This window comes from Pseudomonas sp. 2995-1 (assembly GCF_002742505.1).
In the GTDB taxonomy this organism is placed as follows: Bacteria; Pseudomonadota; Gammaproteobacteria; order Pseudomonadales; family Pseudomonadaceae; genus Aquipseudomonas; species Aquipseudomonas sivasensis.
Window position 1 is genome coordinate 104,407 of sequence record NZ_LJSA01000349.1, and the last position, 19,954, is coordinate 124,360.

16 protein-coding genes are annotated in these 19,954 nt (G+C 59.7%); 10 read left to right on the plus strand and 6 right to left on the minus strand.

Features of this window, described 5'->3' with window-relative positions; all coding sequences use genetic code 11:
* Positions 1-114: 114 nt before the first annotated feature.
* Positions 115-1,014 (plus strand): TIGR01777 family oxidoreductase, encoded by a 900-nt coding sequence (locus AOA61_RS13455; protein WP_099601952.1) that lies wholly within the window; start codon positions 115-117, stop codon positions 1,012-1,014.
* 14 nt (positions 1,015-1,028) lie between these two features.
* On the plus strand, positions 1,029-2,054 hold the full coding sequence (hemH, locus tag AOA61_RS13460; protein ID WP_099601953.1) for a ferrochelatase: 1,026 nt from the start codon (positions 1,029-1,031) through the stop codon (positions 2,052-2,054).
* On the opposite strand, the gene AOA61_RS13465 is transcribed toward hemH, so the two are convergent.
* On the minus strand, positions 2,049-4,154 hold the full coding sequence (locus AOA61_RS13465; protein WP_099601954.1) for a TonB-dependent siderophore receptor: 2,106 nt from the start codon (positions 4,152-4,154) through the stop codon (positions 2,049-2,051). The genes hemH and AOA61_RS13465 overlap by 6 nt on opposite strands.
* A gap of 112 nt (positions 4,155-4,266) precedes the next feature.
* Positions 4,267-5,421 (minus strand): Do family serine endopeptidase AlgW, encoded by a 1,155-nt coding sequence (gene algW / locus AOA61_RS13470; RefSeq protein WP_032886161.1) that lies wholly within the window; start codon positions 5,419-5,421, stop codon positions 4,267-4,269.
* A 102-nt stretch (positions 5,422-5,523) separates the two neighbouring features.
* Between algW and AOA61_RS13475 the strand changes: the two genes are divergently transcribed.
* The 3 genes from AOA61_RS13475 to cysN all read left to right on the plus strand — a co-directional run bounded on the left by AOA61_RS13475 (position 5,524) and on the right by cysN (position 9,244).
* A complete protein-coding gene (locus AOA61_RS13475; protein WP_032886163.1) occupies positions 5,524-6,282 on the plus strand; it encodes a Nif3-like dinuclear metal center hexameric protein in 759 nt (252 codons plus the stop codon).
* Positions 6,283-6,418: 136 nt separating this feature from the next.
* Positions 6,419-7,336, plus strand: a complete 918-nt coding sequence (gene cysD / locus AOA61_RS13480; RefSeq protein ID WP_032886164.1) for a sulfate adenylyltransferase subunit CysD — start codon at positions 6,419-6,421, stop codon at positions 7,334-7,336.
* A 9-nt stretch (positions 7,337-7,345) separates the two neighbouring features.
* Entirely contained in the window at positions 7,346-9,244 is a 1,899-nt protein-coding gene (gene cysN, locus AOA61_RS13485; protein ID WP_099601955.1) for a sulfate adenylyltransferase subunit CysN, read from the plus strand.
* A gap of 175 nt (positions 9,245-9,419) precedes the next feature.
* Here the strand turns inward: cysN and AOA61_RS13490 are convergent, their stop codons facing one another.
* The 3 genes from AOA61_RS13490 to AOA61_RS13500 are packed head-to-tail and all read right to left on the minus strand — an operon-like array spanning position 9,420 to position 12,815.
* Positions 9,420-10,319, minus strand: coding sequence for an acyltransferase (locus tag AOA61_RS13490; RefSeq protein ID WP_099601956.1), 900 nt, complete (start codon positions 10,317-10,319; stop codon positions 9,420-9,422).
* Positions 10,320-12,419: a phosphate acetyltransferase gene (pta, locus tag AOA61_RS13495; protein WP_099601957.1), complete on the minus strand. Its 2,100-nt coding sequence runs from the start codon at positions 12,417-12,419 to the stop codon at positions 10,320-10,322.
* A gap of 60 nt (positions 12,420-12,479) precedes the next feature.
* Complete coding sequence (locus AOA61_RS13500) at positions 12,480-12,815, minus strand: DUF3565 domain-containing protein (RefSeq protein ID WP_095183787.1); 336 nt, start codon at positions 12,813-12,815, stop codon at positions 12,480-12,482.
* Here AOA61_RS13500 and AOA61_RS13505 point away from each other — a divergent pair.
* Positions 12,784-13,269 (plus strand): peptidylprolyl isomerase, encoded by a 486-nt coding sequence (locus tag AOA61_RS13505; protein ID WP_032886172.1) that lies wholly within the window; start codon positions 12,784-12,786, stop codon positions 13,267-13,269. The two genes, AOA61_RS13500 and AOA61_RS13505, sit on opposite strands and share 32 nt — an antisense overlap.
* 207 nt (positions 13,270-13,476) lie before the next feature.
* On the opposite strand, the gene rpsT is transcribed toward AOA61_RS13505, so the two are convergent.
* Positions 13,477-13,755: a 30S ribosomal protein S20 gene (gene rpsT, locus AOA61_RS13510; RefSeq protein WP_016976313.1), complete on the minus strand. Its 279-nt coding sequence runs from the start codon at positions 13,753-13,755 to the stop codon at positions 13,477-13,479.
* 253 nt (positions 13,756-14,008) lie between these two features.
* On the opposite strand from rpsT, the gene murJ reads away from it, so the two are divergent.
* The 4 genes from murJ to lspA all read left to right on the plus strand — a co-directional run bounded on the left by murJ (position 14,009) and on the right by lspA (position 19,954).
* A complete protein-coding gene (gene murJ, locus AOA61_RS13515; RefSeq protein ID WP_032886173.1) occupies positions 14,009-15,547 on the plus strand; it encodes a murein biosynthesis integral membrane protein MurJ in 1,539 nt (512 codons plus the stop codon).
* Positions 15,548-15,667: 120 nt separating this feature from the next.
* Positions 15,668-16,606 carry a bifunctional riboflavin kinase/FAD synthetase gene (ribF, locus tag AOA61_RS13520; RefSeq protein ID WP_032886174.1) on the plus strand — a complete coding sequence of 313 codons (939 nt, stop codon included), beginning with the start codon at positions 15,668-15,670 and terminating at the stop codon, positions 16,604-16,606.
* A gap of 14 nt (positions 16,607-16,620) precedes the next feature.
* Positions 16,621-19,452, plus strand: a complete 2,832-nt coding sequence (gene ileS, locus AOA61_RS13525) for an isoleucine--tRNA ligase (RefSeq protein WP_099601958.1) — start codon at positions 16,621-16,623, stop codon at positions 19,450-19,452.
* Positions 19,445-19,954: a signal peptidase II gene (gene lspA, locus AOA61_RS13530; RefSeq protein WP_032886176.1), complete on the plus strand. Its 510-nt coding sequence runs from the start codon at positions 19,445-19,447 to the stop codon at positions 19,952-19,954. Before ileS ends, lspA begins: the two co-directional genes overlap by 8 nt.

The window sequence follows — 19,954 nt, forward strand, 5'->3', positions numbered from 1 at the left end:
CGTGACCTATGGTTAAAGCTGAGGCTTAAACAACAGTCACGCACGATTACAAATTGATCCCTGCTTATAAAATAGACCAGTGATCGGCGGCGAACGTTACATGAGGAAGATCCCATGCACATTTTGCTGACCGGCGGTACCGGCTTGATCGGCCGCCAACTCTGCCAACACTGGCTCGGTCAAGGCCATCGCCTGACCGTGTGGAGCCGTCATCCCGAAGAGGTTGCCGCCTTGTGTGGCGCCGAGGTGCTGGGCGTTGCGCGCCTGGAAGAGGTGATCGGCGTCGTGGACGCTGTGGTCAACCTCGCCGGCGCCGCCATCGCCGATCGTCCCTGGACCCACAAACGCAAGGCGCTGTTGTGGAGCAGTCGCATCGGTCTTACCGAAACCCTGTTGGCGTGGCTGGAAGGTCTTGCGCAAAAGCCGGCGGTGTTGATTTCCGGCTCGGCGGTGGGCTGGTACGGCGACGGTGGTGAGCGCGAACTGACCGAGGCCAGTGGTCCGGTACAGGACGATTTTCCCAGCCAGCTCTGTATCGCCTGGGAGGAAACCGCCCAGCGTGCCGAAGCCTTGGGCATGCGCGTGGTTCTGGTGCGCACCGGTTTGGTGTTGGCGGCCGAGGGCGGCTTTTTGTCGCGGCTGCTGCTGCCGTTCAAACTGGCGCTGGGCGGGCCTATCGGTAATGGTCGGCAGTGGATGCCATGGGTGCATATCAAGGATCAAATCGCCCTGATTGATTTTCTTCTGCACAAGGATGACGCCAGCGGTCCTTATAATGCCTGCGCCCCACACCCAGTGCGTAACCGCGAGTTCGCCAAGACCCTGGGCCAGGTACTGAACCGCCCGGCGTTCATGCCGATGCCGGCCTTTGCGCTGAAGGTAGGCTTGGGGGAGTTGTCGGGGCTGTTGCTGGGCGGGCAGAAGGCGATTCCCGAACGCTTGATGGCCGCCGGTTTCACTTTCCAGTTCACTGAGTTGCATACGGCTTTGGATGACTTGTCCAGCCGCCTCTAGAAATAGGATGTTGCATGACGGATCACGCGTTGTTACTGGTCAACCTGGGTTCACCGGCGTCCACTTCGGTGGCGGATGTGCGCAGCTACCTTAACCAGTTTTTGATGGACCCTTATGTGATCGACTTGCCGTGGCCGGTACGTCGATTGCTGGTGTCGCTGATCCTGATCAAGCGCCCCGAGCAGTCGGCCCATGCCTATGCGTCGATCTGGTGGGATGAAGGTTCGCCGCTGGTTGTGCTCAGTCGTCGCCTGCAACAGCAGATGACGGCGCAGTGGACACAAGGCCCGGTGGAACTGGCCATGCGTTATGGCGAGCCGTCCCTGGAAACGACACTGACGCGCCTCGCCACCCAGGGTATTCAGAAGATCACCCTGGCGCCGTTGTACCCGCAGTTCGCCGACAGCACCGTGACCACGGTGATCGAAGAAGCCCGGCGCGTGGTGCGAAGCAAGAAACTGAATGCGCGACTGTCGATTCTGCAGCCGTTCTACGATCAGCCGGAATACCTTGATGCCCTGGCGGCGAGCGCACGGCGTTATGTCGAGCAGGATTACGATCACTTGCTGCTGAGCTTCCACGGTTTGCCCGAGCGCCATCTGACTAAGCTCGACCCGACTGGCCAGCATTGTTTCAAGGATGCCGACTGCTGCAAGAAAGCCTCGCCTGAAGTGCTTGCCAAATGCTATCGCGCACAATGTTTCAGTGTTGCCCGCGATGTAGCCGCCCGCCTGGGTTTGCCGGATGGCAAATGGTCGGTGGCGTTTCAATCGCGTCTGGGCCGTGCGAAGTGGATCGAGCCCTACACTGAAGCTCGCCTGGAGGCGCTGGCCCAGCAAGGCGTGAAAAAGCTGCTGGTGATGTGCCCGGCGTTTGTGGCCGATTGCATCGAGACGCTGGAAGAAATTGGCGATCGGGGGGTGGAGCAATTCCGTGAGGCGGGGGGCGAGGAGTTGGTGTTGGTGCCGTGCTTGAATGATGATCCGCAGTGGGCGGCGGCGCTCAATACTTTGTGCGAAAGAGCGCCGTTGTCCCTATAGGCTGAGGCTCAAGCTGACGGTGAGATTGCGCGGTTCGCCGGGGCTGATCCAGTAGTTGCTGTAGGACCGCTCGTAGTACTTCTCGTCAAACAGGTTGTTCAGATTCAGGCCCATAGTCACGTTCTCAGTGGCCTTGTAGTGCGCCAGCAAATCCACGGTGTGGTAGGCCGGCAGTTCAAAACTGCTGCCGGCTTCACCCGAGCGGTCTCCCACAGAGGTGAACGCCGCGCCGACGTCTGAGCCGCGCAAGGCGCCGTCCTGGAATTCATACACCCCCAACAGACTGCCGCTGCGCCTGGCCACGCCGAGAATGCGGCTGCCCGCCGGAATGGCCTTGTCGCCCTTGGTCACCTCGGCGTCAATGTAGGCGAAGGCGCCGATCACTCGCACCGCGTCGGTCAGTTGTCCGGTCAGTTGCAGATCAAAGCCCTGGCTGCGCGCCTTGCCCATTGCACGGTTGGTGTTGGTGGCCGGGTCCAGGGCCAATACGTTTTCCTTTTCGATATGGAACGCCGCGAGGGTAGCGCTGAGGCGGTCGTCGAACAGCTCGCTCTTGATCCCAACTTCATAACCCACGCCTTCTTCGGGCTTGAAGGTGTTACCTGTCGCGTCCAGGCCGCTGTTGGGTTTGAACGAAGTGGAGGCGTTGGCGAACACGCCGACTTCGGGGGTGAGTTGATAAAGCAGGCCGGCGCGCTGGGTAAGAGCGTCGTGAGTTTGCCGGCTCGGTGGGACATTTCCAGTGAAGTCGTCGACGGTTTGCTGGAAATGCTCGAAGCGTGCGCCAACCATGCCGCGTAGGCGATCGGTAAAGACGATTTGGTCTTGCAGGTTAAGTGCGTGGCTTTTGGTGTGCTCGAAAAAGTCGGTGCCGGAGCGTATGCCATTGGGTTTGGTTTGGCCGTAGACCGGGTTGTAGATGTCGATGGCGTACGAGCTACCGGGGCTGCCGGCGATGGCCGTCACGCGTTCCTTCTTGCGGTAGTCCTCGTATTCAGTGCCGATCAACAGTTCATGCTGCCAGCTGCCGACGTCGAACAGGCCGCGCAGTTCCAACTGGGTGATGCTGTCGTGCCAGCCCATGGAGCGTTCGCGGTAGCGGCGGTTTAGGGTATGGCCATCTGCATTGAGAGCGCGGTTTTCCGAGGCGTCGCCCCACAGGCTACCTTGTTTGTAGTGGCTGGCCAGGCGCAGTTTCCAGGCGTCGTTTAGGTGATGTTCGAGGGTCGCCTGGATGCGATTGTTGTGGTTGTCGATGTCACCGTCGTTGGGTTCGCCGAGGAAGGTTTCGCGTGACAGGCCGGGGGCGTCGACGATGCCACGGTCGAAGGTTGAGCTGTGGCGCACGAATTCACTTTCGACGAGCAGGCTGGTGTCTGGGTCCAATTGCCAACTGAACGAGGGCGCGACGAACACGCGCTTGCTCTGCACGTGATCGCGGAAGCTGTGGTTGTCTTCCACTGCCAGGTTGACCCGCGACAGCACGTGGCCTTCGTTGTCCAGCGGCGTGTTGACGTCGAGAGCGGTGCGATAACGGTCCCAACTACCGGCACTGGTTTGCAGGGTAGTGAAGGCTTCTGGCTGAGGTTTTTTGGTCACGATATTCACGGTGCCCCCTGGGTCGCCACGCCCGTACAAACTGGCCGCGGGGCCTTTGAGCACTTCGATGCGTTCGATAGTGGCCGCGTCCGGTGTGCTCGGGTAACCACGGTTGGCGCTGAAACCGTCTTGATAGAACTCTGAGGTGGTGAAGCCGCGCACGCTGTATTCGTAAAGTGTCAGGCCGCCAAAGTTATTTTGCTTGGATACGCCGCCCGCGAATTCCAGGGCGCGTTCCACGTTGGTGCTGCCCAGGTCTTTGAGCACCGTTGCCGGAATAACGCTGATGGATTGTGGGATATCGCGCAGGGTCGTGTCGGTTTTAGTCGCACTGGCTGAACGCGTGGCGCGGTAGCCCTTCACTGGGCCGGTTGCGGATTCATAGGCGTCGGTGGTGACGCTGATGGTATCGAGTTCGACGGTGGTTTCTTCGGCAAAAGCGGGATCAAGCAGCAAGCCCAAGGCCAGGCCAGCTAAGGGGGCAATTCTTCGAGACGGCATGATAGAGCGTTCCAATAGCAATATTGAAACAATATAACATGACCAATGAGAATGAATCGCTATGAAGTGTTGGCTTGTAGGTGCCCGCGAGCGGGCACCTGAGCGAAGCGGCTTATTCCTCTTCTTTAACCGGAGCCGGCGGCGGGCGCAGTCCGATTTCCGCCGACAACTTGATCTCTTTGCCGTTGCGCATCACCAGGATCGTCACCTTATCGGTCGGCTTGATCCGTGCCACCTGGTTCATCGATTTGCGACCATCACCCGCCGGTTCGCCGTTGATGCTCAGGATCACGTCACCCAATTGCAGCCCGGCTTTTTGTGCCGGACCGTCGCGGAAGATCCCGGCGACCACAATGCCTGGGCGCCCGGTCAGGCCAAACGACTCGGCCAGTTCCTTGGTCAGCGGCTGCACTTCGATCCCCAGCCAGCCGCGAATCACTTGGCCGTGCTCGATGATCGACTTCATCACTTCCATCGCCAGCTTCACCGGGATCGCAAAACCGATGCCCTGGGAACCGCCCGACTTGGAGAAAATCGCCGTGTTGATACCGGTCAAGTTGCCATTGGCATCCACCAGCGCGCCGCCGGAGTTGCCAGGGTTGATCGCCGCGTCGGTCTGGATGAAATCTTCGTAGCTGTTAAGCCCCAGCTGGTTGCGTCCGGTGGCGCTGATGATGCCCATGGTCACCGTCTGTCCCACCCCGAACGGGTTGCCGATGGCCAGTGCCACATCACCCACCCGCAGTCCATCGGAGCGGCCGAGAGTGATGGACGGCAGGCTTTTCAAATCGATCTTCAATACCGCCAGATCCGTTTCCGGGTCGCTGCCCACCACACGAGCCAGGGTCTCGCGGCCATCACGCAGGGCCACCACAATCTGGTCGGCGCCGGTGGTCACGTGGTTGTTGGTGAGGATGTAGCCCTCGGGGCTCATGATCACCCCGGAACCCAGGCTGGATTCCATGCGCCGTTGCTTGGGCCCGTTGTCGCCGAAATAGCGGCGGAACTGTGGGTCTTCAAACAGCGGATGCGCTGGTTTGTTGATGACCTTGGTGGTGTACAGGTTGACCACTGCCGGAGCGGCAATGACCACTGCGTCCGCGTATGTCACCGGGCCTTGCACCACCGCGCTGGTTTGCGGTGCCTGTTGCAGGTTCACATCAAGGCTCGGTAAGCCCACCCATTGGGGGAAACGCTGAATAATCAGCATCGCGATCAGCACGCCAGCCAACAATGGCCATCCAAAAAAACGCAGTGCCTTGAGCATCAAGTAAGTCCTGACAGGTTGCAGGGGGCGGGAGAGCGCCCATAATGTCGCGCATTATACGAGGCTGCGAGCGCCTCGGAACGGGATATTTAGGAGTCTTTTATGGCCGTCCCCCTTACCACCCTCGTTGAGGAAGCAGACCGCTACCTCGGCAGTGCAAAAATCCCCGACTACTGCCCCAACGGGCTGCAAGTCGAAGGTCGCCCGCAGGTGATGCGCATCGTCAGCGGCGTGACCGCCAGCCAAGCCCTGCTGGACGCAGCCGTCGAAGCCCAGGCCGATTTGATCCTGGTGCACCACGGTTATTTCTGGAAAGGCGAAAACCCCTGCATCACCGGCATGAAGCAACGGCGACTGAAAACCCTGCTCAAGCACGACATCAGTCTGCTGGCCTACCACCTGCCGTTGGACCTGCACCCCGACGTCGGCAACAACGTGCAGCTTGCCAAGCAGTTGGACATCACCGTCGAGGGCCCGCTGGACCCAAGCAACCCCAAGATCGTCGGCCTCGTCGGCTCCCTCGCCGAACCTTTGTCGCCCCGTGACTTCGCCCGCCGCGTACAGGACGTCATGGGCCGCGAACCGCTGCTGATCGAAGGCAGCGAGATGATCCGCCGCGTCGGCTGGTGCACCGGCGGTGGCCAAGGCTACATCGACCATGGGATTGCCGCCGGCGTTGATCTGTTCCTCAGCGGTGAAGCTTCCGAGCAAACCTTCCACAGTGCGCGGGAAAACGACATCAGCTTCATCGCCGCCGGGCACCACGCAACCGAGCGCTACGGTGTGCAGGCTTTGGGAGATTATTTAGCGCGACGTTTCGCCCTGGAGCATCTGTTTATCGATTGTCCCAACCCGATTTGAGCGCCAAACCTGGGGGCATATTCTTATATCGTTTCGATCTAGCTGGCTCCCTGAATAGAAGAAGGTGCTGTGCTAGCATGCCTCGCTCGAACACGGCCCGCTGGCCGTCCATAAGATCGTTTTTCCGTGAGTAGCCATGGTCGACAAACTGACGCATCTGAAACAGCTGGAGGCGGAAAGCATCCACATCATCCGCGAGGTCGCCGCCGAGTTCGACAACCCGGTGATGCTCTACTCGATCGGTAAAGACTCCGCCGTGATGTTGCATCTGGCACGCAAGGCCTTCTTCCCGGGCAAACTGCCGTTCCCGGTGATGCACGTCGATACCCGCTGGAAATTCCAGGAGATGTACGCGTTCCGCGACAAGATGGTCGAAGAACTGGGCCTGGACCTGATCACCCACGTCAACCCCGATGGTGTTGCGCAGGGCATCAACCCATTCACCCACGGCAGCGCCAAACACACCGACATCATGAAGACCGAAGGCCTTAAGCAGGCATTGGACAAGCATGGTTTCGACGCTGCCTTCGGCGGTGCCCGTCGCGATGAAGAGAAATCCCGTGCCAAAGAGCGCGTGTACTCGTTCCGCGACAGCAAGCACCGCTGGGACCCGAAGAACCAGCGCCCCGAGCTGTGGAATGTCTACAACGGCAACGTCAACAAGGGTGAGTCGATCCGTGTGTTCCCGCTGTCCAACTGGACCGAGCTGGACATCTGGCAGTACATCTACCTTGAAGGCATCCCGATCGTGCCGCTGTACTTTGCCGCCGAACGCGATGTCATCGAGAAGAACGGCACGTTGATCATGATCGACGACGACCGCATCCTCGAGCACCTGTCCGACGAAGACAAAGCCCGTATCGTCAAAAAGAAAGTACGTTTCCGTACCCTTGGCTGCTACCCGTTGACGGGCGCGGTGGAGTCCGAAGCCGAGACGCTGACGGACATCATTCAGGAAATGCTCCTGACGCGAACTTCCGAGCGCCAGGGCCGTGTCATCGACCACGATGGTGCAGGCTCGATGGAAGATAAAAAACGTCAAGGCTATTTCTAAGGGGCTGTCATGTCGCATCAATCTGATTTGATCAGCGAGGACATCCTCGCCTACCTGGGCCAGCACGAGCGCAAAGAGATGTTGCGCTTCCTGACCTGCGGCAACGTCGACGACGGCAAAAGCACCCTGATCGGGCGCCTGCTGCACGACTCCAAGATGATCTACGAAGATCACCTGGAAGCCATTACCCGCGATTCGAAGAAGTCCGGCACCACCGGTGATGACATCGACCTGGCGTTGCTGGTCGACGGCCTGCAGGCCGAGCGTGAGCAGGGCATCACCATCGATGTTGCCTACCGCTACTTCTCCACCGCCAAACGCAAATTCATCATCGCCGACACTCCTGGCCATGAGCAGTACACCCGCAACATGGCTACCGGTGCCTCCACCTGTGACCTGGCGATCATCCTGATCGATGCCCGCTACGGTGTGCAGACCCAGACCCGTCGCCACAGCTTCATCGCCTCGTTGCTGGGCATCAAGCACATCGTCGTTGCCATCAACAAGATGGACATCAATGGCTTTGACCAAAGCGTATTCGAGTCGATCAAGGCTGATTACCTGAAGTTCGCCGACGGTATCGCGTTCAAGCCGAGCACCCTGGCATTCGTGCCGATGTCGGCGCTCAAGGGTGACAACGTGGTGAACAAGAGCGAGCGTTCGCCTTGGTACACCGGCCAGTCGCTGATGGAAATCCTCGAAACCGTCGAGATCGCCAACGACCGCAACTACACCGACCTGCGTTTCCCGGTGCAGTACGTTAACCGTCCAAACCTTAACTTCCGCGGTTTCGCCGGCACCCTGGCCAGCGGCATCGTGCATAAGGGCGACGAAATCGTTGTTCTGCCATCGGGCAAGAGCAGCCGCGTCAAATCCATTGTCACCTTCGACGGTGAACTGGAGCACGCCGGCCCAGGTCAGGCCGTGACCCTGACCATGGAAGACGAGATCGACATCTCCCGTGGCGACCTGTTGGTGCATGCCGACAACGTGCCGCAAGTGACTGACGCCTTCGATGCCATGCTGGTGTGGATGGCCGAAGAACCGATGCTGCCGGGCAAGAAATACGACATCAAGCGCGCCACCAGCTATGTGCCGGGTTCCATCACCAGCATCGTGCACCGCGTGGACGTGAACACCCTGGCCGAAGGCCCGGCGAGTTCGTTGCAACTGAATGAGATTGGCCGGGTCAAGGTCAGCCTCGACGCCGCCATCGCGTTGGACGGTTACGACAGCAATCGCACCACGGGCGCGTTTATTGTCATCGACCGTTTGACCAACGGCACCGTCGCCGCGGGCATGATCATCGCACCGCCTGTTACCCACGGCAGCGCGGCGCAGCATGGCAAGTTGGCTCATGTGGCCACTGAAGAACGTGCCCAGCGCTTTGGCCAGCAACCGGCCACCGTTCTGTTCAGCGGCCTCTCGGGCGCTGGCAAAAGCACCTTGGCCTACGCGGTTGAGCGCAAGCTGTTCGACATGGGCCGTGCAGTGTTCGTACTGGATGGCCAGAACCTACGCCACGACCTGAACAAAGGCTTGCCTCAGGATCGTGCCGGGCGCACCGAGAACTGGCGTCGTGCTGCTCACGTGGCGCGTCAGTTCAACGAGGCCGGCCTGCTGACCCTGGCGGCGTTCGTTGCCCCGGATGCCGAAGGCCGTGAACAGGCCAAGGCGCTGATTGGCAGCGACCGCCTGCTGACCGTCTACGTGCAAGCGTCGCCGTTGGTGTGCGCCGAGCGTGATCCGCAAGGTTTGTACGCTGCCGGTGGGGATAACATCCCTGGCGAGTCCTTCCCGTACGACGTGCCGTTGAATGCCGATCTGGTACTCGACACCCAGGCTCTGTCGTTGGAAGAGAGCGTCAAGCAAGTGCTGGAGCTGTTGCGTCAGCGCGGCGCGATCTAAACCTCGCGGCCACAAAAAAGCCCGCCACCGAGTGATCGGTGGCGGGCTTTTTCACATCTTCAAGATCGGGCGCGGTCAAATGTGGCAGGGAGCTTGCCCCCGATAGCGGTGGGTCCGCTACGGCTGCATCAACTGATACTCCCTCATCGGGGGCAAGCCCCCTCCCGCAGGTTGATCATCGCTTGCTTGGGAATTCGGTGTGAAGCTGATCCAGCAACGCATCCTTGGTTTCCCACAGCTGGTTAATCCACCCCTGGAACGCCAGCCGATACTCCGCATCCTGCTCATAATTCCTGCCGATGAACTCGGCTGGAATCTGCACCTCTTCAAACTGCACCACCACGTCCTGCACCTTGCCGCAGAGCAAGTCCCAATACCCAGGGCGTCCGCCAGGGTAGTGAATGGTCACGTTGACCAGTGATTTCAGCTGTTCCCCCATGGCATCCAGTACAAACGCGATACCACCCGCCTTGGGCTTGAGCAAGTAACGAAACGGCGACTTCTGCTGTGCGTGCTTGCCCGGCGTAAAGCGCGTGCCTTCGGCAAAGTTGAAAATCCCTACCGGGTTTGCGCGAAACTTCGCACAGGTCTTGCGGGTGGTTTCCAGGTCTTTGCCTTTCTTCTCTGGGTGTTTCTCCAGATAAGCCTTGGTGTAGCGCTTCATGAACGGAAAGCCCAACGCCCACCACGCCAGACCAATCACCGGCACCCAGATCAATTCCTGCTTGAGGAAGAACTTCAGCGGGCGAATCCGTCGATTGAGCACGTATTGCAACACCATGATGTCGACCCAGCTCTGGTGGTTGCTGGTCACCAGGTACGAGTGCTGATAGTCCAGCCCTTCAAGGCCTTTGAGATGCCAACGCGTTCGCTGTACCAGGTTCATCCAGCCCTTGTTGTTAGTTACCCAGGCTTCGTGGGTGTGGTTCATCAGCCATTCGCTGAAGCGTTTGGCAAACGGTAGCGCCTTGAACAGCGCGACGATGAACAGGAACGAACACAGCAGTATCGTGTTCAGTGCCAGCAACAGCGAAGCGATGACCCCGCGCACGGCGGCAGGTAGAAAATCCAGCATTTAGATATCCATTGGTCGGTTGGCGGCTTGGATCGCAGTCAGTGCGATGGTGTACACGATGTCGTCGACCTGGGCGCCACGGGGCAGGTCGTTGACCGGTTTGCGCAGGCCCTGCAGCATTGGGCCAAGGCTTACGCAGTCGGCGCTGCGTTGCACGGCTTTGTGGGTGGTGTTACCCGTGTTCAGATCGGGGAAGACGAACACCGTGGCTTTGCCGGCGACCTGGCTGTTGGGCGCCAATTGCCGCGCTACGTTTTCGTTGGCGGCGGCGTCGTATTGCAGCGGGCCGTCGATCAGCAGCGAGCTTTGCTGTTCGTGGGCGAGCAGGGTGGCCTCGCGGACTTTTTCCACTTCTTCTCCGCTGGCTGAATCACCGCTGGAATAACTGATCATCGCCACACGTGGGGTAATGCCGAATGCCGCCGCCGAATCGGCGCTTTGCAGGGCGATTTCCGCCAGCTCCGCAGCGCTTGGGTGCGGGTTCATCACGCAGTCGCCATAGACCAGCACCTGCTCGGGGAACAGCATGAAGAACACCGACGACACCAGGGTGCAGCCCGGCGCCGTTTTGATCAGCTGCAGGGCAGGGCGGATGGTGTTCGCGGTGGAGTGGATAACGCCAGAGACCAGGCCGTCCACTTCGTCCAGCGCGAGCATCATCGTGGCGATCACCACGGTGTCTTCCAATTGTTGCTCGGCCATTGGCGCGTTGAGGCTCTTACTTTTGCGCAGCGCGACCATCGGTTCGACGTAGCGTTGGCGGATCAGGTCCGGGTCGAGAATCTCAAGGCCTTCAGGCAATTCGATGCCTTGGGCGCGGGCGACGGCTTCCACGTCTGCCGGCTTGGCCAGCAGCACGCAGCGCGCGATGCCCCTAGCCTGGCAGATAGCGGCGGCTTGCACGGTCAGCGGCTCACTGCCTTCTGGCAGCACGATGCGCTTGTTGGCGGCCTGGGCGCGTTGGATCAACTGGTAGCGGAACACCGCCGGCGATAGACGCATCTCCCGCGGCGTGCCGCAGCGCTGGTGCAGCCAGCGCGCGTCGAGGTGGCTGGCGACGAAATCGGTGATGATCTCCGCGCGCTCGCGGTCATCAATGGGGATTTCCTTGTTGAGGTTGTTGAGCAGGTTAGCGGTCTCGTAGGAACCGGTACTCACCGACAAAACCGGCAGCCCAGCCTGGAAGGCGCCGCGGCACAGATCCATGATGCGCGGGTCGGGCAGGGTATCGCTGGTCAGCAGCAGGCCGGCCAGGGGGACGCCGTTGATCGCGGCCAGGCTGACGGCGAGGATGATGTCGTCACGGTCGCCGGGGGTCACCACCAGCACGCCGGGCTTGAGCAGCTCTACGGTGTTGCGCATGGTGCGGGCGCAAATGATGATTTTGGTCATGCGCCGAGTTTCGTAGTCGCCGGCGTTGAGGATCTGCGCGCCCATCAGGTCGGCTACGTCGCGGGTGCGCGGCGCGTTGAGTTCCGGCTGGTACGGGATGCAGCCCAGCAGGCGGAAGTCACCGCTGCGCAACAGCGGCGAATGTTCTTTCAAGCGCGCCGAGAAAGCTTCCATGCTTTCGTCGGTGCGTACTTTGTTGAGGATTACGCCGAGTACCTTCGGGTCTTTCGGGCCGCCGAACAACTGGGCCTGCAATTCCACGCGGCCTGAGAGTTCGGTAAGCACTTCGTTTTCCGGAGCGGAGACAAGAATCACTTCAGCATCCAGGCTCTTGGCCAAGTGCAGGTTGACCCGCGCCGCGTAGCTGGCGTTGCGGGTCGGCACCATGCCTTCGACGATCAGTACATCCTTGCCCACCGCGGCCTGCTGATACAGCGTGATAATTTCTTCGAGCAGTTCATCCAACTGGCCGTCGCCTAGCATCCGCTCTACATGGGCGAGGCCCAGGGGTTGTGGAGGCTTCAGGCCGTGGGTGCGTGCCACCAGTTCGGTGGAGCGTTCTGGGCCGGTGTCGCCAGGGTGCGGTTGGGCAATCGGCTTGAAGAAGCCGACTTTCAGCCCGGCCCGTTCAAGGGTGCGCACCAGCCCTAGGCTGATGGAGGTCAGACCCACACCAAAATCGGTGGGCGCGATAAAAAAAGTCTGCATGCGAATTCTCTGGAGGTGCATGGCTTCGGTGGCGCTCTATGGCTGAGTGCCTACCGGGAATCAGGCGTCAAGGTTATCGTTATTCGGCGCTTGCGCACACCAGCCGCAGGCAAAGGGCTGGCCTATTTTTTCCAGGCGCTGTGCGGGGTCTAGCACCCAGGTGCGGGATTGCCACGGCGGCTGGTGGCGCAGGTGCTGGGTATGGCCGCATGACAGCTCGGCCACCCAATGCCCTTCTTCGTCCGAATGAAAACCGATGATCATGACCGTTGATTGGTCCCGTCCGTCCGGGTTCCGTTCGCTTTCGGGCAAATCCTTGTTTAGACTTGTCCGTTCTTCATTCTTATGCAAAAGGTCTCGCCCCATGACGATCGCCGCTAACAAGGCTGTCTCCATCGACTATACCCTGACCAACGACGCTGGTGAGGTCATCGACAGCTCCGCCGGCGGCGCGCCGCTGGTCTACCTGCAAGGCGCAGGTAATATCATCCCAGGCCTGGAAAAGGCCCTGGAAGGCAAGGCAGTTGGTGATGAACTGACCGTAGCCGTAGAACCTGAAGATGCCTACGGCGAATACTCTGCTGAACTGGTCAGCACTTTGAGCCGCAGCATGTTCGAAGGCGTTGACGAGCTGGAAGTGGGCATGCAGTTCCACGCTTCCGCGCCGGACGGCCAAATGCAGATCGTGACCATCCGTGATCTGGATGGCGACGACGTAACCGTCGACGGCAACCACCCTCTGGCTGGTCAGCGCCTGAACTTCCAAGTGAAGATCGTTGCCATCCGCGACGCTTCCCAGGAAGAAGTTGCTCACGGCCACGTTCACGGTGAAGGCGGTCATCAGCACTGATTGATGCGTTAATCAGCTGATAGCAAAAACGCCCCGACTGGTTCGGGGCGTTTTTTTGTGCCTGAAATCATAACAGCTCCATCTGTGGCAGGGGGCAAGCCCACTCTCGCATGTGTTATCAGGCACAAACAAAAATGCCCCGGACCTTTCGGTACGGGGCATTTCCTAACTGTTTCGCAACCAAGGTTACGTAGCAGTTGTTACCACTTAGGCTGCAGCAGCAACGCTCAGAGCCTTGATGTGGCCATTCAGGCGGCTCTTATGGCGAGCGGCCTTGTTCTTGTGGATGATGCCTTTATCGGCCATACGGTCGATAACTGGCACAGCCAGAACGTAAGCTGCTTGAGCTTTTTCAGCGTCTTTGGTGTCGATGGCTTTAACTACATTCTTGATGTAGGTACGAACCATGGAACGCAGGCTGGCGTTGTGGCTGCGACGCTTCTCAGCCTGTTTTGCACGTTTTTTGGCGGAAGGTGTGTTGGCCACCGTCGAGCTCCTCGAAAGACTTTTTAGGAAATAGCAAACAAAATAGGCCGCGAATCATGCCGATGACTTGATGTGTTGTCAAGGGCGGCTGATGCGAACTGCTGAGTGGTCGATCTGAAGAGGCGGGTGATTTATTTCCGGCGCTTGACCTGTAAACTCGCGAGCTTTGGCTCTGTGCTGTTGCAGGCGCGCAGTATCGCATAAGTGGGCGCTTTGTTCGCCTGCTCTTTATCTATAGGCGCAAACTCTTTCAATGAATCTGCTCAAATCGTTGGCTGCCGTCAGCTCTATCACAATGATCTCCAGGGTTTTGGGGTTCGTGCGTGACACCCTGCTGGCGCGCATTTTTGGCGCCAGCATGGCCACGGATGCCTTCTTTATTGCCTTTAAGTTGCCCAATCTGCTGCGCAGGATCTTCGCTGAAGGCGCATTTTCCCAAGCGTTCGTGCCGATTCTGGCTGAATACAAGACTCAGCAGGGCGAGGAAGCTACTCGTACCTTTATTGCCTACGTTTCGGGCCTGCTGACCCTGGTTTTAATGCTGGTGACCCTCCTCGGAATGCTCGCCGCTCCCTGGGTGATCTGGGCGACGGCCCCCGGTTTTGCCAATACGCCGGAAAAGTTCGCGCTGACCACTGATCTGCTGAGAGTGACCTTTCCTTATATATTGCTGATTTCCCTGTCATCCCTGGCCGGGGCGATCCTCAATACTTGGAACCGGTTTTCGGTGCCGGCGTTCGTGCCAACGTTGCTAAACGTCAGCATGATTATTTTCGCGCTGTTTCTCACGCCGTACTTCGATCCGCCGGTCATGGCCTTGGGTTGGGCGGTGCTGGCCGGTGGTCTGGCGCAATTGCTCTACCAACTGCCGCACCTGAAAAAGATCGGCATGCTCGTGCTGCCTCGCCTGAATCTGAAAGACACCGGCGTCTGGCGCGTGATGCGCAATATGCTGCCGGCGATTCTTGGCGTGTCGGTCAGTCAGATTTCCCTGATTATCAACACGGCCTTTGCCTCGCTGCTGGTATCGGGCTCGGTGTCGTGGATGTATTACGCCGATCGTCTGATGGAGTTGCCTTCCGGCGTGCTCGGCGTGGCCTTGGGCACAATTCTGCTGCCGACCCTGGCGCGTACCTACGCAAGCAAGGACCGCCAGGAGTACTCGCGCATCCTCGATTGGGGCCTGCGCCTGTGTTTCGTCCTGGTGTTGCCGTGCGCCCTTGCGCTGGGAATCCTGGCCGAGCCGCTAACGGTCTCACTGTTCCAATACGGGCAGTTCGACGCCCATGACGCCTTGATGACGCAGCACGCGCTGGTTGCTTACTCCGTTGGCCTGCTCGGCATCATCGTGATCAAAGTGCTGGCGCCTGGCTTCTACGCCCAGCAGAACATCCGCACCCCGGTCAAAATCGCGATTTTCACGCTGATCGTCACGCAACTGCTCAACCTTGTGTTTATCGGCCCGTTGGCTCACGCCGGCCTGGCCCTGGCCATCAGTGCGGGCGCCTGCATCAACGCTGGACTGCTGTTTTATCAGTTGCGCAAACAGCAGATGTTCCAGCCGCAGCCGGGCTGGGGCATGTTTGCCCTGAAATTGCTGGTGGCGGTGGCAATGATGTCGGCGGTTCTGCTTGGGCTGATGCACTTTATGCCAGCGTGGGACCAAGGCCACATGTTAGATCGCTTCATGCGCCTGGGTGCGCTGGTGGTCGCCGGTGTGGTGGTGTACTTCGGTATGTTGCTGCTGCAGGGTTTCCGTCTGCGCGATTTCAATCGCAAGTCGCTGAGCTAGAGAGTTTGCTGCGATAAAACAGGTGTTTTATCGATTCCATCCACCTTGCCCTGCGCTGTTGCCTGTCGTCCGGGGCTGGGTGTGGTTATAATCGACCACTTTATGAGCAAGAAGCGCGTTATGCAGCTGGTTCGAGGTCTCCACAACCTGCGCCCCCAGCATCGGGGCTGCGTCGCCACTATTGGCAACTTTGACGGTGTTCACCGTGGTCATCAGGCTATTCTGGCCCGGCTGCGCGAGCGTGCGGTCGAGTTGGGCGTGCCCAGCTGCGTGGTGATTTTTGAACCTCAGCCGCGGGAATATTTCACTCCGGAAACGGCGCCAGCCCGCTTGGCTCGCTTGCGGGACAAGCTGCAACTGCTAGCTGAAGAAGGTGTGGACCGCGTCCTCTGCCTGGCTTTCAATCAGCGCTTGCAAAGCCTCAGCGCTGCCGAGTTCGTTGACCGCATCCTCGTGGATGGCCTGGGCGTACAACATCTGGAGGTCGGCGACGACTTCCGTTTTGGTTGCGACCGGGTTGGGGATTTTGAATTCCTGCAGCACGCCGGCGTCATCCAGGGCTTTACCGTCGAAGCCGCGCAAACCGTCGAATTAGATGGCCTGCGCGTGAGCAGTACCCAAGTGCGTAATGCGCTGGCGGCTGCCGACTTCGCCTTGGCTGAGCGTTTGCTCGGTCGCCCGTTCCGCATTGCCGGGCGGGTGCTGCACGGCCAGAAGCTGGCGCGCCAATTGGGCACGCCAACCGCCAACGTGCAACTCAAGCGCCGTCGTGTGCCGCTGACAGGGGTTTACCTGGTTAGCGTCGATATTGACGGCCAGTCGTGGCCGGGAGTCGCCAACATAGGCGTCAGGCCCACGGTTGCAGGTGATGGCAAGGCCCACCTGGAGGTTCACCTTTTGGATTTTGCCGGTGATTTATACGACCGGCGTTTGACGGTGGTTTTCCACCAGAAGCTGCGTGAAGAGCAGCGTTTCGCCTCCCTTGAGGCGTTGAAAACGGCGATCAATGCGGATGTCGCCGCCGCCCGTGCACTAGCCGCACCTAGCGCCCATCGCTAACCGAAGAGCCTTAAATGACCGACTATAAAGCCACGCTAAACCTTCCGGACACCGCCTTCCCAATGAAGGCCGGCCTGCCACAGCGCGAACCGCAGATCCTGCAGCGCTGGGACAGTATTGGCCTGTACGGAAAGTTGCGCGAGATTGGCAAGGATCGTCCGAAATTCGTCCTGCACGATGGCCCTCCTTACGCCAACGGCACGATTCATATCGGTCATGCGCTGAACAAAATTCTCAAGGACATGATCCTGCGCTCGAAAACCCTGTCGGGCTTCGACGCGCCGTATGTGCCGGGTTGGGACTGCCACGGCCTGCCGATCGAACACAAGGTCGAAGTGACCTACGGTAAGAACCTGGGTGCCGATAAAACCCGCGAACTGTGCCGTGCCTACGCCGCCGAGCAGATCGAAGGGCAGAAGTCCGAGTTCATCCGCCTGGGTGTGCTGGGCGAGTGGGACAACCCGTACAAAACCATGAACTTCAAGAACGAGGCCGGTGAAATCCGTGCCTTGGCCGAAATCGTCAAGGGCGGTTTCGTGTTCAAGGGCCTCAAACCCGTGAACTGGTGCTTCGATTGCGGCTCGGCCCTGGCTGAAGCTGAAGTCGAATACGAAGACAAGAAGTCCTCGACCATCGACGTAGCCTTCCCGATTGCTGACGACGCCAAGCTGGCCCAGGCGTTTGGCCTGGCTAGCCTGAGCAAACCGGCTGCCATCGTGATCTGGACCACCACCCCGTGGACCATTCCCGCCAACCAGGCGCTGAACGTGCACCCGGAATTCACCTATGCCCTGGTGGACGTCGGTGATCGCCTGCTGGTACTCGCCGAGGAAATGGTCGAAGCGTGCCTGGCTCGCTACGAACTGCAAGGTTCGGTGATCGCCACCACCACCGGTTCCGCGCTGGAGCTGATCAACTTCCGTCACCCGTTCTATGACCGTCTGTCGCCGGTGTACTTGGCTGACTACGTCGAGTTGGGTTCGGGTACCGGTGTGGTTCACTGCTCGCCCGCCTATGGCGTGGACGACTTCGTGATCTGCAAGAAGTACGGCATGGTCAACGATGAGATCATCAACCCGGTGCAAAGCAACGGTGTTTACGTGCCTTCGCTGGAGTTCTTCGGCGGCCAGTTCATCTTCAAGGCCGATCAGCCGATCATCGATAAGCTGCGTGAAGTCGGTGCGCTGATGCAAACCGACACCATCAAGCACAGCTACATGCACTGCTGGCGTCACAAGACCCCGCTGATCTACCGCGCCACCGCGCAATGGTTTATCGGCATGGACAAAGAGCCGACCAGCGGCGACACCTTGCGTGTGCGCTCGCTCAAGGCCATCGAAGACACCACGTTCGTCCCGGCGTGGGGCCAGGCGCGCCTGCATTCGATGATCGCCAACCGTCCGGACTGGTGCATCTCCCGTCAACGCAACTGGGGTGTGCCGATCCCGTTCTTCTTGAACAAGGAAAGCGGTGAGTTGCATCCGCGTACCGTCGAACTGATGGAAGTGGTGGCCCAGCGTGTTGAACAGGAAGGCATCGAAGCCTGGTTCAAGCTGGACGCCGCCGAACTGCTGGGCGAAGAAGCGCCGCAGTACGACAAAATCAGCGACACCCTCGACGTATGGTTCGACTCGGGCACCACCCACTGGCACGTGCTACGCGGTTCGCACCCAATGGGCCACGAGACCGGTCCGCGTGCCGACCTGTACCTGGAAGGCTCGGACCAACACCGTGGCTGGTTCCACTCGTCATTGCTGACCGGTTGCGCCATCGACGATCACGCCCCGTATCGCGAGCTGCTGACCCACGGTTTCACCGTCGACGAGACGGGCCGCAAGATGTCCAAGTCGCTGAAAAACGTGATCGAACCGAAAAAGATCAACGACACCCTGGGCGCCGACATCATGCGTCTGTGGGTTGCGTCTACTGACTACTCGGGCGAGATCGCCGTATCGGACCAGATCCTGGCCCGCAGCGCCGATGCCTACCGTCGTATCCGTAATACCGCGCGCTTCCTGCTGTCGAACCTGACCGGCTTCAACCCGGCCACCGATATCCTGCCGGCCGAGGACATGCTCGCCCTGGACCGTTGGGCTGTGGACCGTACCCTGTTGCTGCAGCGCGAGTTGCAGGAGCACTACGGCGAATACCGCTTCTGGAACGTGTATTCGAAGATCCACAACTTCTGCGTGCAGGAGTTGGGTGGTTTCTACCTCGACATCATCAAGGACCGCCAGTACACCACCGGCGCCAACAGCAAGGCTCGCCGCTCGGCGCAGACCGCTCTGTTTCACATCTCCGAAGCGCTGGTGCGCTGGATCGCACCGATCCTGGCCTTCACCGCCGACGAGCTGTGGGAATACCTGCCGGGTGAGCGTAACGAGTCCGTGATGCTCAACACCTGGTACGAAGGCCTGACCGAACTGCCGGCCGATTTCGAACTGGGCCGCGAGTACTGGGAAGGCGTGATGGCCGTCAAAGTTGCAGTGAACAAGGAGCTGGAAGTGCAGCGTGCGGCCAAGGCCGTCGGCGGCAACCTGCAGGCCGAAGTCACCCTGTTTGCCGAGGAAGGCCTGACCGCCGACTTGACCAAGCTGAGCAACGAACTGCGCTTTGTACTGATCACCTCGACTGCAAGCTTGGCGCCATTCGCCCAGGCCCCAGCGGACGCCGTGGCCACCGAAGTACCGGGCCTCAAGCTCAAAGTGGTCAAGTCGGCCTTTGCCAAGTGCGCTCGTTGCTGGCATTGCCGTGAAGACGTCGGCGTGAACCCTGAGCATCCAGAAATCTGTGGTCGTTGCGTCGACAACATCTCGGGTGAAGGCGAGGTTCGCCATTATGCCTAATACCAGTCGTTTCGGACGTCTGGGCTGGCTCGTACTGAGTTTGCTGGTCCTGGTCATCGACCAGGTCAGCAAGGCTCATTTCGAAGGCTCCCTGGAAATGTTCCAGCAAATCGTGGTGATCCCGGATTACTTCAGCTGGACCCTCGCCTACAACACCGGCGCCGCTTTCAGCTTCCTGGCTGACGGTGGCGGCTGGCAGCGCTGGTTGTTCGCGCTGATCGCCTTGGTGGTCAGTGCGGTGCTCGTGGTCTGGCTCAAGCGCCTGGGCCGCGATGACACCTGGCTGGCCGTCGCCTTGGCCTTGGTTCTGGGCGGCGCGCTGGGTAACCTGTACGACCGCATTGCCCTGGGCCATGTGATCGACTTTATCCTGGTGCATTGGCAGAACCGTCATTATTTCCCTGCGTTCAACTTTGCCGACAGCGCCATCACCGTTGGTGCAATCATGCTGGCGCTGGATATGTTCAAAAGTAAGAAAACCGGAGAGACCGTCAATGACTGA